At 55.4% G+C, this 17,287-nt stretch carries 19 protein-coding genes; 10 read left to right on the top strand and 9 right to left on the bottom strand.

The window, feature by feature from the left end:
* Window positions 1–6 precede the first annotated feature (6 nt).
* The 3 genes from uspG to rnk all read right to left on the bottom strand — a co-directional run bounded on the left by uspG (window position 7) and on the right by rnk (window position 1,210).
* Complete coding sequence (uspG, locus tag AC3WS9_RS15805; RefSeq protein WP_282493809.1) at window positions 7–435, bottom strand: universal stress protein UspG; 429 nt, start codon at window positions 433–435, stop codon at window positions 7–9.
* A 134-nt stretch (window positions 436–569) separates the two neighbouring features.
* A complete protein-coding gene (yldA, locus tag AC3WS9_RS15800; RefSeq protein WP_276329564.1) occupies window positions 570–659 on the bottom strand; it encodes a small membrane protein YldA in 90 nt (29 codons plus the stop codon).
* 140 nt (window positions 660–799) lie between these two features.
* Window positions 800–1,210 (bottom strand): nucleoside diphosphate kinase regulator, encoded by a 411-nt coding sequence (gene rnk / locus AC3WS9_RS15795; RefSeq protein WP_282493808.1) that lies wholly within the window; start codon window positions 1,208–1,210, stop codon window positions 800–802.
* A 242-nt stretch (window positions 1,211–1,452) separates the two neighbouring features.
* Between rnk and AC3WS9_RS15790 the strand changes: the two genes are divergently transcribed.
* Complete coding sequence (locus tag AC3WS9_RS15790) at window positions 1,453–2,070, top strand: flavin reductase family protein (protein WP_285146643.1); 618 nt, start codon at window positions 1,453–1,455, stop codon at window positions 2,068–2,070.
* Between the two features lie 20 nt (window positions 2,071–2,090).
* Here the strand turns inward: AC3WS9_RS15790 and rna are convergent, their stop codons facing one another.
* On the bottom strand, window positions 2,091–2,900 hold the full coding sequence (gene rna, locus AC3WS9_RS15785) for a ribonuclease I (protein ID WP_492489226.1): 810 nt from the start codon (window positions 2,898–2,900) through the stop codon (window positions 2,091–2,093).
* A 188-nt stretch (window positions 2,901–3,088) separates the two neighbouring features.
* Entirely contained in the window at window positions 3,089–4,462 is a 1,374-nt protein-coding gene (dcuC, locus tag AC3WS9_RS15780; RefSeq protein ID WP_282493805.1) for an anaerobic C4-dicarboxylate transporter DcuC, read from the bottom strand.
* Window positions 4,463–4,804: 342 nt separating this feature from the next.
* On the opposite strand from dcuC, the gene AC3WS9_RS15775 reads away from it, so the two are divergent.
* The 7 genes from AC3WS9_RS15775 (at window position 4,805) to cspE (ending at window position 12,279) form a co-directional block, all read left to right on the top strand.
* On the top strand, window positions 4,805–5,206 hold the full coding sequence (locus tag AC3WS9_RS15775; protein WP_282493804.1) for a hypothetical protein: 402 nt from the start codon (window positions 4,805–4,807) through the stop codon (window positions 5,204–5,206).
* 55 nt (window positions 5,207–5,261) lie between these two features.
* Entirely contained in the window at window positions 5,262–5,570 is a 309-nt protein-coding gene (locus AC3WS9_RS15770) for a copper-binding protein (protein ID WP_282493803.1), read from the top strand.
* Between the two features lie 11 nt (window positions 5,571–5,581).
* On the top strand, window positions 5,582–6,838 hold the full coding sequence (locus AC3WS9_RS15765; RefSeq protein ID WP_492489224.1) for a TolC family protein: 1,257 nt from the start codon (window positions 5,582–5,584) through the stop codon (window positions 6,836–6,838).
* Entirely contained in the window at window positions 6,835–8,040 is a 1,206-nt protein-coding gene (locus AC3WS9_RS15760) for an efflux RND transporter periplasmic adaptor subunit (protein ID WP_492489222.1), read from the top strand. The genes AC3WS9_RS15765 and AC3WS9_RS15760 overlap by 4 nt, the downstream gene beginning before the upstream one ends.
* Entirely contained in the window at window positions 8,037–11,141 is a 3,105-nt protein-coding gene (locus AC3WS9_RS15755; protein WP_492489220.1) for an efflux RND transporter permease subunit, read from the top strand. The genes AC3WS9_RS15760 and AC3WS9_RS15755 overlap by 4 nt, the downstream gene beginning before the upstream one ends.
* Before the next feature lie 162 nt (window positions 11,142–11,303).
* Window positions 11,304–11,879 (top strand): lipid IV(A) palmitoyltransferase PagP, encoded by a 576-nt coding sequence (gene pagP / locus AC3WS9_RS15750; RefSeq protein WP_390888463.1) that lies wholly within the window; start codon window positions 11,304–11,306, stop codon window positions 11,877–11,879.
* A gap of 190 nt (window positions 11,880–12,069) precedes the next feature.
* Complete coding sequence (gene cspE, locus AC3WS9_RS15745; protein ID WP_000034826.1) at window positions 12,070–12,279, top strand: transcription antiterminator/RNA stability regulator CspE; 210 nt, start codon at window positions 12,070–12,072, stop codon at window positions 12,277–12,279.
* 221 nt (window positions 12,280–12,500) lie between these two features.
* Here cspE and crcB read toward each other — a convergent pair whose 3' ends face one another.
* Window positions 12,501–12,884, bottom strand: coding sequence for a fluoride efflux transporter CrcB (gene crcB, locus AC3WS9_RS15740; protein WP_282493799.1), 384 nt, complete (start codon window positions 12,882–12,884; stop codon window positions 12,501–12,503).
* A gap of 66 nt (window positions 12,885–12,950) precedes the next feature.
* Between crcB and AC3WS9_RS15735 the strand changes: the two genes are divergently transcribed.
* Entirely contained in the window at window positions 12,951–13,739 is a 789-nt protein-coding gene (locus AC3WS9_RS15735) for a deaminated glutathione amidase (RefSeq protein ID WP_492489216.1), read from the top strand.
* A gap of 127 nt (window positions 13,740–13,866) precedes the next feature.
* Window positions 13,867–14,070 carry a twin-arginine translocase subunit TatE gene (tatE, locus tag AC3WS9_RS15730; protein WP_095281210.1) on the top strand — a complete coding sequence of 68 codons (204 nt, stop codon included), beginning with the start codon at window positions 13,867–13,869 and terminating at the stop codon, window positions 14,068–14,070.
* An 80-nt stretch (window positions 14,071–14,150) separates the two neighbouring features.
* On the opposite strand, the gene lipA is transcribed toward tatE, so the two are convergent.
* The 3 genes from lipA to lipB form a co-directional block, all read right to left on the bottom strand.
* Window positions 14,151–15,116 carry a lipoyl synthase gene (gene lipA / locus AC3WS9_RS15725; RefSeq protein ID WP_282493797.1) on the bottom strand — a complete coding sequence of 322 codons (966 nt, stop codon included), beginning with the start codon at window positions 15,114–15,116 and terminating at the stop codon, window positions 14,151–14,153.
* Between the two features lie 207 nt (window positions 15,117–15,323).
* Window positions 15,324–16,277: a YbeF family transcriptional regulator gene (locus AC3WS9_RS15720; RefSeq protein ID WP_282493796.1), complete on the bottom strand. Its 954-nt coding sequence runs from the start codon at window positions 16,275–16,277 to the stop codon at window positions 15,324–15,326.
* A 299-nt stretch (window positions 16,278–16,576) separates the two neighbouring features.
* Window positions 16,577–17,218 (bottom strand): lipoyl(octanoyl) transferase LipB, encoded by a 642-nt coding sequence (gene lipB / locus AC3WS9_RS15715; protein ID WP_282493795.1) that lies wholly within the window; start codon window positions 17,216–17,218, stop codon window positions 16,577–16,579.
* Between the last annotated feature and the right edge of the window lie 69 nt (window positions 17,219–17,287).

Raw genomic sequence — 17,287 nt, 5'->3', positions numbered from 1 at the left:
TGGGCGTTATCTGACGACCATCACTGGAATGTGGGTGTGGCGAATCACGCTCGAGGCGTTTGAGCCCAGCAGATGGGTGCTGATAGACGGATTGCGTGAACCGATAACGACCACATCGGCTTTCAGTTCGTTCGCCATTTCGTTCACCGCATCGCGCACGCTACCGAAGCGGACGTGGGTTTTGATCCGCGACGGATCGATGGTGAAATGGCCGACCATGGTTTGTAACCGCGTTTCGGCTTCATGCTGGAGGTGCTCTTCAAAGCGGCGCACGTCGGCGGCGAAGCGATGCAGGCTCAGGCTGGCAGAGCCGGGTAAAACGTGTAGCAGATGAATGATGCCGTCCTGTTGCGCCAGAAACTCGGCGTGGCGAACGGCCTTGTCGCTCAGTTCCATTTCAAAAACATCAACGGGCATAATGATTGTCTGGTACATATCCGTTTCTCCTCCTTTATAAACGCTGAAATCATTCAAACACAAAATAATCGAGGTTTCTGATAGCTGTCAGACACTTTTTCATATCGTGGCGTTTTTTGACATTTCTTTGCGCAGTTCAGGCGGGGGGAGGGCTACCAGTGGCGTTCCAGGTACAGCACGGCCGTGACGATAATCGCCAGAAAAATGAAATAGATCAGGGAGATGACCACTATCTCATTCATGTCCGTCCTTAAGGTGATGAAACGGATTAAGCCTGGATGAAGATAATTATGGTCTCTATAAGAAATTAAGGTGATTTTACGGAAAGAGGATGCAGGTGCATCCTCTGGGCAAAGCGATGATGGCGCTTATTCAGATGGGATTAACGCAGGTAATCGCCGGCAGCTTCTGGCTGGTAGAGCAGTTCCAGCACTTCCAGATGCGCGGAGGCACCACCTGGTAATTCCCAGTGGATGGTATCGCCCGTGCGCAGGCCGAGCAGCGCGGCACCGACTGGTGCGAGAACCGAAAGCTGCGTGCTGCTATCAGTCATTTGCGCAGGATAAACCAGGGTACGCGTGCGCTCTTCGCCGGAGGTGAGATCGCGGAATTTGACCTGGCTGTTCATCGTCACCACATCATGCGGCATGGTTTCCGGAGTACACATCTGTGCCCGGTCCAGCTCAGCATTCAGGGCGTCGGCCACCGGCAGGGAAGCGAACTGCGGTTTTTCCAGAAGGCGATCAATACGTTCTGCGTCGAGTTCATTAATGATAATTGTAGGTCTGGACATTTATTACTCCATGTCGTTAATGCTGCGTGCACCGCAGAAACCAATCCAAAAGAAAACCCTCGCCGTCTGGCAGCGAGGGTTTTATCTGTTCTGATGATACTGGCTGTGCCCGCAACTTTGAAGTGATCAATGTCACATTCATTGCGCAGATGAAGTTTATGCAGGATGGATTTCAGGATTGCCGCTGCACCGGGCGAGTTCGCGCGGCATAATGAGGTTCTGACTATACACCGGAGAGCGTCATGTACTTTTATCAGCCTTCGCAGGGACATGGTTTGCCGCACGATCCCCTGAATGCCATTATCGGCCCTCGCCCTATTGGCTGGATTGCCTCGCAGGATGCCGCCGGGCATACCAATCTGGCGCCCTACAGCTTCTTCAACTGTTTTAATTATCGTCCGCCCATTATTGGTTTCGCCAGCAGCGGCTGGAAGGACAGCGTGCGAAATATCGTCGAGACCAAAGAATTTGTCTGGAATCTTGCCACGCGCGAGCTGGCTGAGGCGATGAATGAAACCTCCGCCAGCCTCCCTCAGGGGGAAGATGAGTTTGCGTTTGCGGGGCTAACAAAAGCTGAGAGCAGGCTGGTTAAGGTGCCGCGGGTGGCAGAAAGCCCGGTGAACTTTGAGTGCCGACTGTCGCAATGCATTCAACTGACCGCCGCAGACGGAACAGCGATTGAGAGCTGGCTGGTGCTGGGCGAAGTCGTCGGGATTCATATTGCGTCGTCGTTGCTGGAAGAGGGCATCTATCAGACCGCGAAGGCCAACCCGGTACTGCGCGCGGGCGGGCCTTCGGCCTACTACTCGATTAGCGATGAGCACCGCTTTGATCTGGTGCGGCCGGATGCGCGCAGGTAAAGGGATCGCCCGGCAGAAGATCAGTAGCCGACTTTATCGATCACAAACTGCTTACCGCAGTTGCCTGGATGAGGCTGCGGGACGAATGACGATGCAGTCAGCGGCGCGTTGATCGTGGCGGCGTTGAGTGAGATCTGCATTTCGGTGAGGTATGCCGGGTTGTTGTTGCAGGTCAGTTTGACCGCTTTCACCGAATCTTTGCCCCAGCTTTTGGCGACCGCGTCGTCGAAATCGCGGCGAGACACGGTTTTGCCGTAGTTATCGGCAAGGAATTTGCCCAGCGCGCTGCTTTTCACTTCCTGATTCATGCGCACCATGGTGCCAAAATAGGCGTCAGGATCGAACCCGAAGCAGACGCCGTGCTTGGCGTATTCGTAGCGTTCCAGACAGGATCCGCCGCCCGCGCCCGGCATCACGCCGTTGAGCTTCGCGGCGGCTTCGAAGGAGAGGCCAGTTTCGGCGGCGGCGCATTTACGGCTGGCTCTCGCCTCCGGCATGTTAGGAACCGGGCGGGTGGCGCAGCCAAAACGCATCCAGCGGCGGTCATCGACGCCGCGCGACGCGATGGATTTCGGCAGGCTCGGCCACAGACCGTGAACCGTCAGGAAATCCGTTTTATTCGGGCTCTCTTTTTGCAGCCGGCACTCGTCAGGCTCGTTGCGGTCACGATCGTGCATGCTCTGGCAAAACCCGGTTTGCCAGGAAAGCGCCAGAACGTAACGGTCAAAATCGGCGTATTGCGTAGCCTGAAGCGGGGCGGCATGGGCTGAGAAGGCGCACAGGGCAAAAGCGGTTGCACTGAACCGGAGAACGATATCCTTCCTGAACATTTGTATTCCTGATGATTAAAGGGAAATTAATTCCAGGAACTTATTAAAGCACAAAAAGCGCCCGTGGACGCTTCGGTGTGATGTTTGATGTTTGATGTCGGGTGGCGCTGCGCTTACCCGACCTACAAAACGACTCTGCGGTCTGGTGCCCTCACCCTGACCCTCTCCCACAGGGAGAGGGAAAAAACTTAATGCGCCACCGTACCCGGCACCAGGATTTCCGTCGCAATAATCACAATCACCAGGCCGACCAGCACCGGAACGGAGGTGCGTTTCACGACTTCGAACGGCGAGATTTTTGCCATACCCGCAACCGCGACCACCACGCCGGAGACCGGGGAGATGGTACGGCCCAGGTTGGAAGCCTGCAGCATCGGAATCGACAGGTAAGCCGGGTTGATGCCGGACGAGTGCGCCAGTTTTGGGATCATCTCGACGAAGGCATAGAACGGCGCGTTACCGGAGCCGGTGGTCATCGCCGCCAGCATGGTCAGGATCACCAGCACCAGCATCAGAATAATGCTCGCGGAGCCGAATGAGGTGGCGATGGAGATCAGGCTCTGGATAAAGCCGATGGTGCTCAGGCCCTGAGCAAACACGCCCGCCGCGACCAGCAGCATTACCACGCCTGCGAAGGCGTCTGCCATGCCGCGATAGGCCACTTCCAACCCGGAGAACACTTTCTGGGTGTTAAAGCCGCGCACGAATTCCAGCACGGCGGCCAGCAGCATGCAGATCACCAGGATGGTAATGATGTGCAGCTGCGGGCCCCATTTACCGTCAAAAATCAGCACCCCGATGATCGGCGTGAACGGCAGAATGGCGTAGAACGACGGCGCGGTAGTGGTGATTTCACTGACATCCAGCATCTCGTGGCTGATATTTTCTTTTTTATCGAGATACTTCTGCCAGAAATAGTGCGCGACCGCCATGCCGATAATGGCGGCGATGGAGATCGGCAGCGTGGTTTTAAAGGCAAAGTCGATGAGCGGCATTTCGGCGGCTTTCGCAGCCAGCACCACGTCACCGGAAGTCGGGGAGAGAATAATTGCGGCAGGGGAGGCGCAGATCGCCGCCGCAGCGCCGCGGCTGATCCCAACGTTCACCATCACCGGGAACAGCGTCGCCATCAGCAGTACGCCAAGACCGGTGGCGGAGGAGACTGCCAGCGACATCAGGCACGCCACGAAATAGGCGGCAATCATCAGAATGTACGGGGAATTAATATATTGCAGCGGTTTGGATGCCAGTTTGACAACCATATCGTTAGCGCCAATATGGGTCATATAAGCGGCGAAACCACACAGCATCATAATCATCATGCCGAGATCGCCACCGCGGCTCATCAGCAGAATTTTAATATATTCCACAATATCGGTGGCGGTATATCCGGTGCTGGTTTCGCTGGCCGGTAACACCTGATGGCCCATTAGCGCGCTAATAATCAGCAGGGTTAAACCCCCGACGAATAATACCCCGGTGGCCGAATAGCCTTTGATGATGTAGCGCGCGACGCCAACGATGACGACAACTCCAATGAGGAGTTCGATTACGGTAAGCATGGTTTCCCCTGTACGTGCGCTCCCCAGAGAGCACGGAAAATCAAAAAATAAGAAGTGTGGAAATGTGCCGAATAAATGGGCAGTCATTGATGACTAAAATCAATAAAACCACTACTAGAACTATCATCGACGATATTTTGCCACCACTGCGTCATTTGTGTCATCACAGTATTGACCGTGGCTATGATTATTATATGTCACTAAATTGATAATTAATTGTTGTGATATTTAGAGGGTTTTATCAGCGAACAGATAAAGAACGTAAAACTTTTTAAAATAGCTTTAATTTCAACAGGCCCTGTTCCTATACTCGACCACCTTTTCACACCCGATGACGCGAATATGCATGCCAGCTGGACCTACCGCCTGCGCTTTCTGAAAAAACATCTGCTGATGTTTTTGTTCGCGTTTGGCTGGCTGCTGATCCAGAGCCAGGTCGCGGTGGCGTCTCATGACTGCTCCCTGAGTCCGCGCGGTGAAAGTGCCATGATCCAGCATATGGATATGATGGACACGCCGCAGCATCATCAGCTCAGCAACATCTCTCCGCTGTGTGAAAAACACTGCGTGCCGGATCAGGTGCAAAAAGATCCGGCTCAGCCGCAGCTGGTCGCAATACCGGCGACCATGACCATCACCTTAAACACGCCGTCCTGCAGCGAAGTCGCGCATTCGGCATGGTCCCTGACCCCTCCCGCTGCGGGGCCGCCGGCAACCATTCGGTTTTGCCGGTTCCGGGAATAACTCGCTGTTAATTCGTTGAATTTCTTTTTCATTTACGATTAACAGGAGTTTTATCATGCGTGCATTTTTTGTCTCTGCGCTTACGGGCGTACTGCTTTCCCTTTCTTCTCTTTCCGTTCAGGCTACCGAGCCGTCCGCTGCGCAGCACTGGCAGGGCCAGGGCGTAGTCCAGGAAATCTCCCCACCGCAAATCATCCTTCAACATCAGGCGATCCCTGAGCTGCAGTGGCCCGCGATGACCATGCCGTTTGTGCTGGCCAAAAGCGCGGATACCGCCTCGGTGAAGCCTGGCGATCGCGTCACCTTTACGCTCGAGCGAGCGGGTGACGGGTTCCAGATTATCTCTCTGACGCCGCTGCGCTAAGGGAGCACATCATGAAACCACAAACACTGAGCCTGTGGCTCTGTGGGGTGCTGCTCGGCTTTTTAAGCTCAGCGGTTCAGGCGCAGCCCTGGACGCTCGCGCAAACCCTGACCGAGGCCCAGCGCTATTCTGCCGAGCTTTCTGCCAGCCGCAATGAGGCGCAGGCCCTGGATATGATGGCGGATTCCGCCACGCAGCTTCCCGACCCTAAGCTCAAGTTTGGTATCGAAAACGTGCCCGTTCAGGGCAGTAACGACCAGCGTTTTACCCGCGAAGGGATGACGATGCAGCGGATTGGCATCATGCAAAGCTACGTGAGCGCGGAAAAGCGGGAACGTAAATCGCAGACGCTGCAGGCGCAGGCCCGCGGCGTGGAAGCGAAATCCGAAACCATTCGCGCCGCGCTCCAGCGCGATACGGCCCAGGCGTGGCTCGATCTGGCGCTTTCACAGCAGGCGCTCGCCACCGCGAAAAAACTGGTGAGTGAAACGGAACGCCAGCAGGGCGCGCAAAAAGCGAGCGTCGGCGCGGGAAGTGCCGCGCCGGACAGCGTGCTGTCGCTGCAAATGACCCTGAGCGCGATGCGCGACAAAGTGACCCTCGCGACACGGGATGTTCAGCTGGCGCAAAGCCGTCTGTTCCAGCTCACCGGGCAATCCATCACGGAGGTGCAAGGCCCACTGCCACGCTATCAGCGTTTACCTGCCGATGAAAAGACGCTGGAGGAGGGGATCACTCGCCATCCGGAAGTGGAAGCTGCGCTGCGCGAGTCGGAAACGGCGAAAGCGCGCTCGGCGCAATCGGCGGTGGCGGCCATTCCTGACGTTGACGTCGAAGTGTTCTACTCCCATCGCGCCGAAGGGTATGACGACATGGCCGGGGTGATGTTCACCGTGGACCTGCCGCTGTTCCAGTCGCGCAGGCAGGACAAGGATTACGCCGCAGACGTCTCGCGCTCAATGCAGGCCGTGGATCAACTGACCTTGATTCAGCGTGAGCACGTCGCGCAGGTGCAGTCGCTGGTGGCGCAATATCAGGCCGCGCAGACCCTGTGGCAGCGCCAGCGCGATGACATTTTACCCCTGCAGCACAAGCGGCTGGAGGTGCTGGCCGCGCAGTATCGCTCCGGGCAGTCGGAACTCCCGTCACTTCTCGAGGCGCGTCGCAGCGTGCTTGACACTGAACTGGCTGCCAACCAGGCCGAGCGCGAAATGGCGCGTACCTGGGCGGCCATCCAATGGCTGATCCCGCAGGAGATCGCGCAATGAAAACTCTCACCCTGAGCGCGATCGCGCTGGCCGTCCTGCTGGCGGCAGGCGGCGGATATTACCTTGGGCAGCGAACCCAGCACGTCGCACCCGACGTCGCCAAACCGGCTGAGCGTAAAGTGCTCTACTGGTACGATCCCATGATGCCCGGCCAGCGTTTCGATAAGCCTGGCAAATCGCCGTTTATGGATATGGATCTGGTTCCGCGCTACGCCGATGAAGAGAAAGCGGCAGCGGGCGTGGGGATCAGCGCTCAACAGCAGCAGAATCTGGGGATGAAAACCGGTAAAGCGCAGAAGCGCGAGCTCGCTCAGCCGTTCTCCGCCTACGCCACGGTAACGATCAATGAGCGCAGTCTGACAATCACTCCGGCTCCCGCTGCGGGGGTGATCGCAAAACTGTACGTGCGCGCCCAGCAGCAGCAGGTCAAAGCCGGAGAACCGCTGGCGGAGATCTGGGTTCCGCAGTGGACGACAGCGCAGCAGGAGTATCTGGCCGTGCGCCAGCTCGGTGACGCGTCGCTCACGCGCGCGGCGCGGGAGCGGCTGGCGCTGCAGTTTATGCCGGAAGAGACCATTCGCGCCGTCGAACGCAGCGGCAAACCGCAAACCCGCTTAACGCTGCGCGCCGAGCGTGCAGGGTATGTCGTCAAACTGGATGCGCGGGAAGGGGCGCAGGTGGCGGCCACCGCGCCGCTGTTTGAGATGGCGGCGCTGGATACGGTCTGGCTGGTTGCGGATTACCCGCAAACCCAGGCGCAGTCCCTGACGGTGGGCAGCGAGATGGTCGCGACCTCCGAAAGCTGGCCGGGCGAGCGTTTTCACGGCAAAGTCAGCGAACTGCTGCCGCAGATGGAGACCACCACGCGCACGCTGCAGGCGCGCATCGTGCTGGAAAACCCCGACAACAAGCTTAAACCGGGTATGTTCCTCAATGTTTCTCGCGCGAACCAAACGCATGGTGCCGCGGTGCTTGCCGTCCCGGAAGAGGCGGTGATTAACAGCGGCGAATCTCAACGGGTGATGCTGGCGACGGGGGACGGCTATTTCCGTCCGGTGAATGTCACGACAGGCGTAAGTGCAGGGGGCTGGACTGAAATCACCTCCGGCCTGAAAGAGAATGATGCTGTGGTGACCTCCGGGCAATTCCTGATCGACTCGGAAGCCAGCCTGCGCAGCGCGCTGCCGGAGGTGACGAAATGATCGCCGCTGTGATTCGCGCCTCGCTGCGCAACCGGCTGCTGGTGATCCTCGCCGCCGCGATCATGGCCGGGTGGGGCTGGTGGGCCGTGCAACGTGCGCCGCTGGACGCGCTGCCCGATCTCTCTGACGTTCAGGTGATCGTCAAAGCGAGCTACCCCGGTAAAGCGCCGCAGGTGATTGAGGACCAGGTGACCTGGCCGCTGACCACCTCAATGCTCTCCGTGCCAGGGGCGAAAACCGTGCGTGGTTTTTCGATGTTCGGTGACGCGTATGTTTATGTGCTGTTTGAGGACGGGACCGATCTCTACTGGGCACGCTCCCGCGTGCTTGAATATCTGAGCCAGGTGCAGTCGCAATTCCCGGCGGGGGTGAAAGTCTCTCTCGGGCCAGATGCCACGGGCGTGGGCTGGATCTATGAATATGCGCTGATCGATCGCACCGGCAAACACAGTCTGGCGGATTTACGGGCGCTGCAGGACTGGACGCTCAAGTTTGAGCTCAAAACCGTGCCCAACGTCTCGGAAGTCGCCAGCATCGGCGGCATGGTGCGCCAGTATCAGATTGTGGCCTCACCCGAGAAGATGCGCGCCCTGAATATCACTCACGGGCAGCTGGTGAGTGCGATTCAGGCGGCGAATAAAGAGAGCGGCGGCGCACTGCTGGAGATGGGCGAGGCGGAATACATGGTGCGAACCACCGGTTATCTGCGCTCGCTCGAGGATTTCCGCAACGTGGTGTTGACCTCGCGCGAGGGCAAACCGGTGCTGCTCAGCGATGTCGCCTCGATAAGCTACGGGCCAGAAATCCGTCGCGGGGTGGCGGAGCTGAACGGCGAGGGCGAAGTGGCCGGTGGCGTGGTGGTGATGCGCTACGGGCAGAATGCGCTGGAGACCATTCATGCGGTGAAAGACAAACTCCGGGCGCTGCAAAAAACGCTGCCGGAAGGGGTCGAGATTGTTCCGGTGTATGACCGCTCCACGCTTATCGAAGAGTCGGTCAAAACCCTGACCCACAAACTGCTGGAAGAGTTTGCGGTGGTGGTGCTGGTGTGCGCGTTATTCCTCTTCCATTTCCGCTCGGCGCTGGTGGCGATTGTCTCCCTGCCACTGGGCATTTTGGGCGCGTTTGTGGTGATGCATTATCAGGGCATCAACGCCAACATCATGTCGCTCGGCGGGATTGCGATTGCGATTGGGGCGATGGTGGATGCCGCAATTGTGATGATTGAAAACATGCACAAGGTGCTGGAGCAGTGGCGACACGAGAATCCGGACCAGGAGCCGTCTTCGGGGGATTACTGGCATCTGGCCGAACGGGCGGCGGTTGAGGTCGGGCCCGCGCTGTTTTGCAGCCTGCTGATCATCACGCTGTCGTTTATTCCGGTCTTCTCCCTCGAAGCGCAGGAAGGGCGGATGTTCTCCCCGCTGGCTTTCACCAAAACCTGGTCAATGGCGATGGCCGCCGGACTCGGGATTACGCTGATCCCGGTGCTGATGGGCTATTTCATTCGCGGCAAAATTCCGGACGAAAAAGCCAACCCAATCAACCGATTTTTGATTCGGGCCTATGAACCGCTGCTCGATAAAGTGCTGACCTTTCCCAAAACCACGCTAGCCCTGGCGTTTGCGCTTTTACTGGTGACGCTTTGGCCGCTCAGTCGGCTGGGCAGCGAGTTTATGCCGCCGCTGGACGAGGGCGATCTGCTGTATATGCCGTCGACGCTGCCGGGCATTTCGGCGCGCGAAGCCAGCCGCCTGCTGCAACAGACCGATCGACTGATCAAAAGCGTTCCGGAAGTCGCCAGCGTGTTCGGCAAAGCCGGACGGGCGGAGACGGCGACCGACCCGGCGCCGCTGACCATGATTGAGACCACCATCCACTTTAAACCGCGCGACCAGTGGCGGCCGGGCATGACGCCGGAAAAGCTGGTGGAAGAGCTGGACAAAACCGTCTCGGTTCCGGGAATTGCCAACGTCTGGGTGCCGCCGATCCGTAATCGTCTGGATATGCTGGCGACAGGGATCAAGAGCCCGGTGGGCATTAAGGTGAACGGCAACAATATTGCCGATATCGAACGGGTGGCGTCGCAGATTGAATCGATCGTGAAGCAGGTGCCGGGCGTGACCTCCGCGCTGGCAGAGCGGCTGGCGGGCGGGCGCTATGTCGATATTCGTATCGACCGGCAAAAAGCGGCGCGCTACGGCGTCTCGGTCGATGAGCTGCAAAGTATGGTCTCGACGCTGGTCGGCGGCGACAATATTGGCGAAGTGATCCAGGGGCGCGAGCGGTACCCCATCAACGTGCGCTATCCCCGCGATCTGCGCGACAACGTCGATAAACTGCGTGTGCTGCCGGTGGTCACCGCCAGCGGAGGACAGATCGCCCTGGGCGAGCTGGCGGATATCGTGGTGACTGAGGGGCCGCCAATGTTGAAAAGCGAAAATGCGCGGCTGTCGAACTGGATTTATGTCGATTTGCGCGGGCGGGATTTGAAATCTGCGGTGGAGGAGATGCAGCAGCGGGTTGCCGAACAGGTGGTACTGCCGCAGGGCGTTTCGCTCTCGTGGTCAGGGCAATTTGAATATCTGGAGCGTGCGACGGAAAAACTGAAAGTGGTGCTTCCGGTAACGCTAATGATTATCTTTATTCTGTTATGGCTGACGTTTAAACGCATCTCAGATGTCTTATTAATAATGGGGACATTACCCTTTGCGCTTATTGGCGGCGTCTGGTTGCTGTGGCTGCTGGGGTATAATCTTTCTGTCGCAGGAGCGGTCGGATTTATCGCTCTCGCCGGCGTGGCCGCAGAGTTTGGCGTTATTATGGTGCTGTATCTCAATCAGGCCCTGGATAAATATCCCGGCGGCGGAAACACCCAGCTGATGCGCGCCATTCATGAAGGTGCTGTGCTGCGCGTGCGGCCAAAAGTGATGACGGTAGCCACGATTATGGCGGGGCTGTTGCCTATCATGTGGGGCGGCGGCAGCGGTTCGGAGGTGATGCAGCGCATCGCTGCCCCGATGATCGGTGGCATGGTGACGGCACCTTTATTATCTATGCTGGTCATTCCCGCTTTGTATAAATTGTTACATAAACGTTAGGTTTTGTATGCGCCTCGAATATTTCGGGGCGCATTCAGACTATTCGTTAGGAATATTCCCATTTTGTAATTAAATAATTCGGATTTAAACCGGTGTTATTGGGCTTTCATTTAATTAAAATTTGTTAAGATCGCCCCGAATACAATAAATGGTAATTTCATCGTGACGTTAAGAAATAATATTTATCTGGTGTTGTTGTTTATTTTTGCTCAGCTCACGTTATCGTCTTCGGCGATGGCGGACGATAAAGCGACGGAAAAGGGCTGGTTCTCAACCTTCACCGATAACGTGGCGCAAACCTGGAACGAACCAGAACATTACGACCTTTACGTCCCGGCGATCACCTGGCATGCACGCTTTGCCTACGACAAAGAGAAAACGGACCGCTATAACGAACGCCCGTGGGGCGCGGGTTTCGGTCAGTCTCGTTGGGATGAAGAGGGCAACTGGCACGGCCTGTACCTGATGGCGTTTAAAGACTCCTATAACAAATGGGAGCCGATTGGCGGCTACGGCTGGGAGAAAACCTGGCGTCCGCTGGCAGATGACAATTTCCGCCTCGGTCTGGGGTACACGGCGGGCTTCACGGCGCGTGATAACTGGAAATACATCCCGATCCCTGTGCTGTTACCCCTGGCCTCGATTGGCTATGGTCCGGCAACCTTCCAGATGACCTACATTCCGGGCACTTACAATAACGGAAACGTTTACTTTGCCTGGATGCGCTTCCAGTTTTAACTGAAAAATGACAAAGGGTTGGCTGAAAAATACACACTTTTTACATCGGAAAGAACAAACAGCCAGCCGATAAAATTAACGCGACTTTTGTCACTTTTTAACAAAGATCCGCTGGACAAAACGCCCCACAATTGTTGTACTGATACCCGACACAGCATTTGTGTCCATTTTTCATGTAAAGGTAATTTTGATGTCTAAGATTAAAGGTAACGTTAAGTGGTTTAATGAGTCCAAAGGATTCGGTTTCATTACTCCGGAAGATGGCAGCAAAGACGTGTTCGTACACTTCTCTGCAATCCAGACTAATGGTTTCAAAACCCTGGCTGAAGGCCAGCGCGTTGAGTTCGAAATCACTAACGGTGCCAAAGGTCCTTCTGCTGCTAACGTAACTGCTCTGTAATTCGAGCCGTTCAGCAAGAAATCCAAAACCCGCTCATTGAGCGGGTTTTTTTTGGCTTTTTTTCAGCTAAAACAGATAGATTTTCAAAAAGCTGGCGACGATCAATACGCTCAGTAACACCATGCCCGCGCTCATCACTTTCTCTTTCATTTCATCACCCCTGGTCGATATGTCGACAAGAGTGACAGAGAAAAATTAAGCTAACATTAATGCGCCGGGTCTTAGTGCGCGCTGGCGGCAGAAAATAACCAAAATGCGAGCGCGGTCATCGCAAAGGAACCGAGCATGTTGACGGCGATATTGGTTAACGCCCAGCCAAATCGCCCGTCCTGGAACAGAAAAACCACTTCCGCCGAGAAGGTGGAAAAGGTGGTTAATCCGCCGCAAAAACCGGTGGTAATCAAAACCTTCCACATAGGGTCGATATTGGTCATGCGGTTAAACCACGCCAGGCCCATACCAATGATAAAGGCACCGATCAGGTTTGCGGCAAGCGTACCCATCGGGATGGCCTGATGCATCGGGTTAAAACGCATGCTGAGAAACCATCGCGCAACGCTACCCGTGCCGCCGCCAATAAAGACGGCTAAAAGGAGTTGTAACACAGTCAATTCCTGCTATTTGAATGAGTAAGGGTTTAAGTGTATCGCTAACTGATGCTGGGGGAAAATATGTATGTTGCGGTTGGGCAGTTCGCGGTAACGGCTGACTGGGAAGAGAATGCCCGCCAGTGCGTCGCCTTAATGGCACAGGCGACACGTCAGGGAGCGGCGCTTTTAGTGCTGCCTGAAGCGCTACTGGCGCGTGATGACAAGGATCCGGATCTCTCGGTAAAGTCTGCGCAATCCCTTGAGGGCGGTTTTTTGCAGCGGCTGCTGGCAGAAAGCCAGGGAAATGACCTCACCACGGTGCTGACCGTCCATGTGCCGACGACGCCGGGCAGGGCGGCGAATACGCTGGTGGTGCTGCGCGAAGGGAAAGTCATCGAACAGTACGCCAAGCTCCACCTCTATGATGCGTTTAGTATTCAGGAATCACGGCTGGTCGATCGGGGCCACCAGATCCCGCCGCTGATTGACGTCGGAGGTTTCAGGCTGGGGCTGATGACCTGCTACGATTTGCGCTTCCCGGAGATGGCTTTGAATCTGGCCCTGGCGGGAGCGGAAGTGCTGGTCTTGCCTGCCGCGTGGGTCAAAGGGCCGCTCAAAGAGCACCACTGGGCAACGCTACTGGCGGCGCGGGCGCTGGACACCACCTGCTATATCGTCGCGGCGGGGGAGTGCGGTAATAAGAATATAGGTCAGAGCCGGGTTATTGATCCGCTGGGTGTGACTATTGCCGCGGCGGCAGAAACCCCGGTCTTGCTGATGGCTGAAATTGACCGCGAGCGGGTGGCACAAGCGCGGCGGCAATTGCCGGTTCTTAACAACCGACGCTTTGCGCCACCGCAATTATTGTGATGTTTTTTTCATCAGAGCTTGATTCACCTTGTTACAGATTGCTATTGTGTGCGCGCGTCGAATATCCGTTAATAACATCAGGTTTTCTGGCGCTGTTTGCAGCCTGTTTTATGTGAAGAAGGTATCTATGGGTGAGATTAGTATTACTAAACTGCTGGTAGTTGCGGCGCTGGTCGTCCTGCTGTTTGGTACCAAGAAGTTACGTACGCTGGGCGGAGACCTGGGTACCGCCATTAAAGGCTTCAAAAAAGCGATGAATGACGATGATTCTTCTGCGAAGAAAACCGCAGATGATGAAGTCCCGGCTGAGAAGCTGTCGCACAAAGAGTAATGGCTATTCCTTCCAGATCTCTGGAAAGAAAAAAACCGGCGTAATAGCCGGTTTTTTTATGCCTGAAGTGTAATAAATTATTACTTCACTTCTTCGCCTTTTGCCTGCATATCGGCATGGTAGGACGAGCGAACGAACGGGCCGCAAGCGGCATGGGTGAAGCCCATCGCCATCGCTTCGGCTTTCATCTCATCGAACTCATCCGGGCTGACGTAGCGCTGCACCGGCAGGTGGTGACGGCTCGGCTGCAGATACTGGCCCAGGGTCAACATGGTTACGCCATGACGGCGCAGATCGCGCATCACTTCGATGATTTCGGCATTGGTTTCACCCAGACCGACCATCAAACCTGATTTGGTTGGAATGTGCGGATGCGCTTCTTTAAAGCGTTCCAGCAGTTTCAGCGACCAGTTGTAGTCTGCACCCGGACGAACCTGACGGTAAACGCGCGGCACGTTTTCCAGGTTGTGGTTAAAGACGTCTGGCGGGGTAGCGGTGAGAATATCCAGCGCGCGATCCATACGACCACGGAAGTCAGGCACCAGAGTTTCAATCTTAATGGTTGGGCTTTTCTCACGAATGGCGCTGATGCAGTCAGCAAAGTGCTGAGCACCGCCGTCGCGGAGATCGTCACGGTCAACGGAGGTAATCACCACGTAGCGCAGCGCCATGTCGGCAATGGTCTGAGCCAGCTTCAGTGGCTCATTGGCGTCTGGCGCCACCGGGCGACCGTGTGCCACGTCGCAGAACGGACAGCGACGGGTGCAAATCGCGCCCAGGATCATGAAGGTGGCCGTACCGTGGTTGAAACATTCCGCAAGGTTAGGGCAAGAGGCCTCTTCACAGACGGAGTGAAGGCCGTTCTTACGCATCGCCGCTTTGATACCCTGGATGCGTGACGAGTCAGCCGGAAGTTTGATTTTCATCCATTCCGGTTTTCTTAACAGCGCTTCGCGCTCTGTAGCCACGTTTTTAACCGGGATAAGGGCCATTTTATCGGCGTCGCGGTACTTAACACCGCGTTCCATCACAATGGGTTTACTCATAGCGTGCGTGTTCCAGTTGCGAAATTCGAGGGAAAGCGTTTCAATTCAAGGGAATGTTGTATTTATCAACTATTTTTGAACGAACGACAGGCAGTATATCATTGATAAGGGCGATAAAGCAGCCTGTGAGGTCGCCAAATTGTAAAATAGTTGTTGTTTTGTGCCCTTTGCCCCCTGCGGGGCGCGGACCTGCGAGGAAGGGCAGCGTTAAAATGCCTGGCGGATAATATTAATCACATTCTCCAGAACCGGGTCGCGCAGGCTCAGTTTATTGTAATGCAGCGAGATCTCAATAGATTCCGCATTCAGTGGTGCATAGGGGATTTGGTCTAGCGGCCAGCACTGACGAAGCAGGCCGAACAGGCGAGAAGGCATAATCGTCAGCATATCGCTGCTGCCTATCAGCGCGGCAATCGTGAACATATTGTAACTGCTAAAGCTAATCTGGCGATCCGGGAAGAGCTCGTTGATACGCAGATGGAGCTGATTCAGATTCTGCCCGTCGTTCATGAACAGCGCGTACTCATGCTCGCGCAAATTCTCTGCGGTGGCTGGATGGTTGAGCGCCGGATGGTTTTTACGGCAGACCAGCAGCAGCCCGTCGGCATACAGCACGCTGTGCGCTAACGAGCGGGCACCAATGGCGTTGCTGTCGACGATCAGATCGGTCTGGAACTGCGCAAGCTGAGTTTCCGTGTCAAGAACCGGAATGTTGCGCAGCAGGAGCTGAGGCGCTTCACGCTTCACGGCCTGATAGATAATTGGTAATACCATTGCGCCAACGGAAGGCGAGGTGCCGATGGTAATTGTCCGCTGTTTGTCATAGCTGCCGGTGAGATCCAGCGCGCCGAGAATCGACTCCAGGCCCTGGCTGATGTACTCGTGGAGGTGCGTGGCGTAAGCGGTTGGCGTGACGCCCTGACCTTTACGAATAAACAGCGGATCAGGAAATATGGCGCGCAATTTCTGAATAGACTGACTAATTGCTGACGGGGTGAGATTAAGAATTTTCGCAGCATTAACGATACCCTTGTGGACATATACTGCCTCAAAGATCGTCAATAAATTGAGGTCAATATTACGTAAAGTCCGAAACACTTGCGGCTTGTCCTGGCCACCGGGCTCATTCAGTCGTTTAGCTGGTAAATTATTATAATCCACGCTCTCACTCCGTATTCATTCACAATATGAATGATAGTTGAATTTATATATTGTGCTTGTTGTGATCGGTAAAGTATTTTGTGGATTTCAATTGTTTAAGAAAATCAACTAGCTGAGTAATTTTCAATCAAGTGAAGGTCAATTCGCAAGGTGGTATTCACGCACTGAAATTAAACGCGGCAAAATAAGTAAACCTGCTCAAGCGCTTCGAAAATATAGAAACAATGGATTATTGTAAAGCCAAAAAGCGGGAAATAGGTGAAGGTCCATCAAATAAATGGACCAGTATGTATAATATATTAAGCGGTAATATATTCGTGTGGTGGATTGTTTAGCAGCGCTAAAAGATTACTGACAAGCCTTGGGCGAATAATATCGGGGGTGACATTTTCTACCCACTGACCCATTTGAGTCATTTCCATTCCCGCGTAGCCACAGGGATTGATGCGCAGGAAAGGCGAAAGATCCATATTGATGTTAAGCGCCAGACCGTGGAATGAGCACCCTTTGCGGATACGTAAACCCAGCGAACAGATCTTCATCTCTCCGACATACACGCCCGGTGCGTCTGCACGCGGATGCGCGTCGATGCCGTATTCTGCCAGAGTGTTAACCACCGTATTTTCCAGCAGTGTCACCAGTTCGCGAACACCAAGTTTGCGGCGTTTCAGGTTCAGCAGGACATACATCACCTGCTGGCCCGGCCCATGATAGGTCACCTGGCCACCGCGGTCGCTCTGGATCACGGGAATATCGCCGGGAACCAGCACATGCTCTGCTTTACCTGCCTGGCCCTGAGTGAAAATCGGCAGGTGCTCGACCAACCAAATCTCGTCGGGGGTCGTCTCATCGCGTGAGTCAGTGAAATCATGCATAGCCTGAGAGACAGGCTCATAAGGTTGCAGCCCGAGATGGCGGACAAGAATTTTATCCTGATACAAAACAGCAACTCCGGGGGAGGTAGCGACAAAAGGTGGGGAGAAGTATATCACAGTGGGGAAGCGGGTTAC

It is taken from the genome of Lelliottia sp. EB106-05-01-XG201 (assembly GCF_058791735.1).
Note: the sequence above shows the minus strand (reverse complement) of the source record. Positions and strands in the feature narration are given on the sequence as shown.

Bases quoted from the DNA above. Each gene is read 5' to 3' on its own strand.
- uspG (WP_282493809.1), bottom strand. From the start codon at position 435: ATGTACCAGACAATCATTATGCCCGTTGATGTTTTTGAAATGGAACTG.
- AC3WS9_RS15770 (WP_282493803.1), top strand. From the start codon at position 5,262: ATGCGTGCATTTTTTGTCTCTGCGCTTACGGGCGTACTGCTTTCCCTT.
- tatE (WP_095281210.1), top strand. From the start codon at position 13,867: ATGGGTGAGATTAGTATTACTAAACTGCTGGTAGTTGCGGCGCTGGTC.
- AC3WS9_RS15790 (WP_285146643.1), top strand. From the start codon at position 1,453: ATGTACTTTTATCAGCCTTCGCAGGGACATGGTTTGCCGCACGATCCC.
- cspE (WP_000034826.1), top strand. From the start codon at position 12,070: ATGTCTAAGATTAAAGGTAACGTTAAGTGGTTTAATGAGTCCAAAGGA.
- rnk (WP_282493808.1), bottom strand. From the start codon at position 1,210: ATGTCCAGACCTACAATTATCATTAATGAACTCGACGCAGAACGTATT.
- rna (WP_492489226.1), bottom strand. From the start codon at position 2,900: ATGTTCAGGAAGGATATCGTTCTCCGGTTCAGTGCAACCGCTTTTGCC.
- AC3WS9_RS15760 (WP_492489222.1), top strand. From the start codon at position 6,835: ATGAAAACTCTCACCCTGAGCGCGATCGCGCTGGCCGTCCTGCTGGCG.
- AC3WS9_RS15775 (WP_282493804.1), top strand. From the start codon at position 4,805: ATGCATGCCAGCTGGACCTACCGCCTGCGCTTTCTGAAAAAACATCTG.
- yldA (WP_276329564.1), bottom strand. From the start codon at position 659: ATGAATGAGATAGTGGTCATCTCCCTGATCTATTTCATTTTTCTGGCG.
- AC3WS9_RS15755 (WP_492489220.1), top strand. From the start codon at position 8,037: ATGATCGCCGCTGTGATTCGCGCCTCGCTGCGCAACCGGCTGCTGGTG.
- AC3WS9_RS15765 (WP_492489224.1), top strand. From the start codon at position 5,582: ATGAAACCACAAACACTGAGCCTGTGGCTCTGTGGGGTGCTGCTCGGC.
- AC3WS9_RS15735 (WP_492489216.1), top strand. From the start codon at position 12,951: ATGTATGTTGCGGTTGGGCAGTTCGCGGTAACGGCTGACTGGGAAGAG.
- dcuC (WP_282493805.1), bottom strand. From the start codon at position 4,462: ATGCTTACCGTAATCGAACTCCTCATTGGAGTTGTCGTCATCGTTGGC.
- lipA (WP_282493797.1), bottom strand. From the start codon at position 15,116: ATGAGTAAACCCATTGTGATGGAACGCGGTGTTAAGTACCGCGACGCC.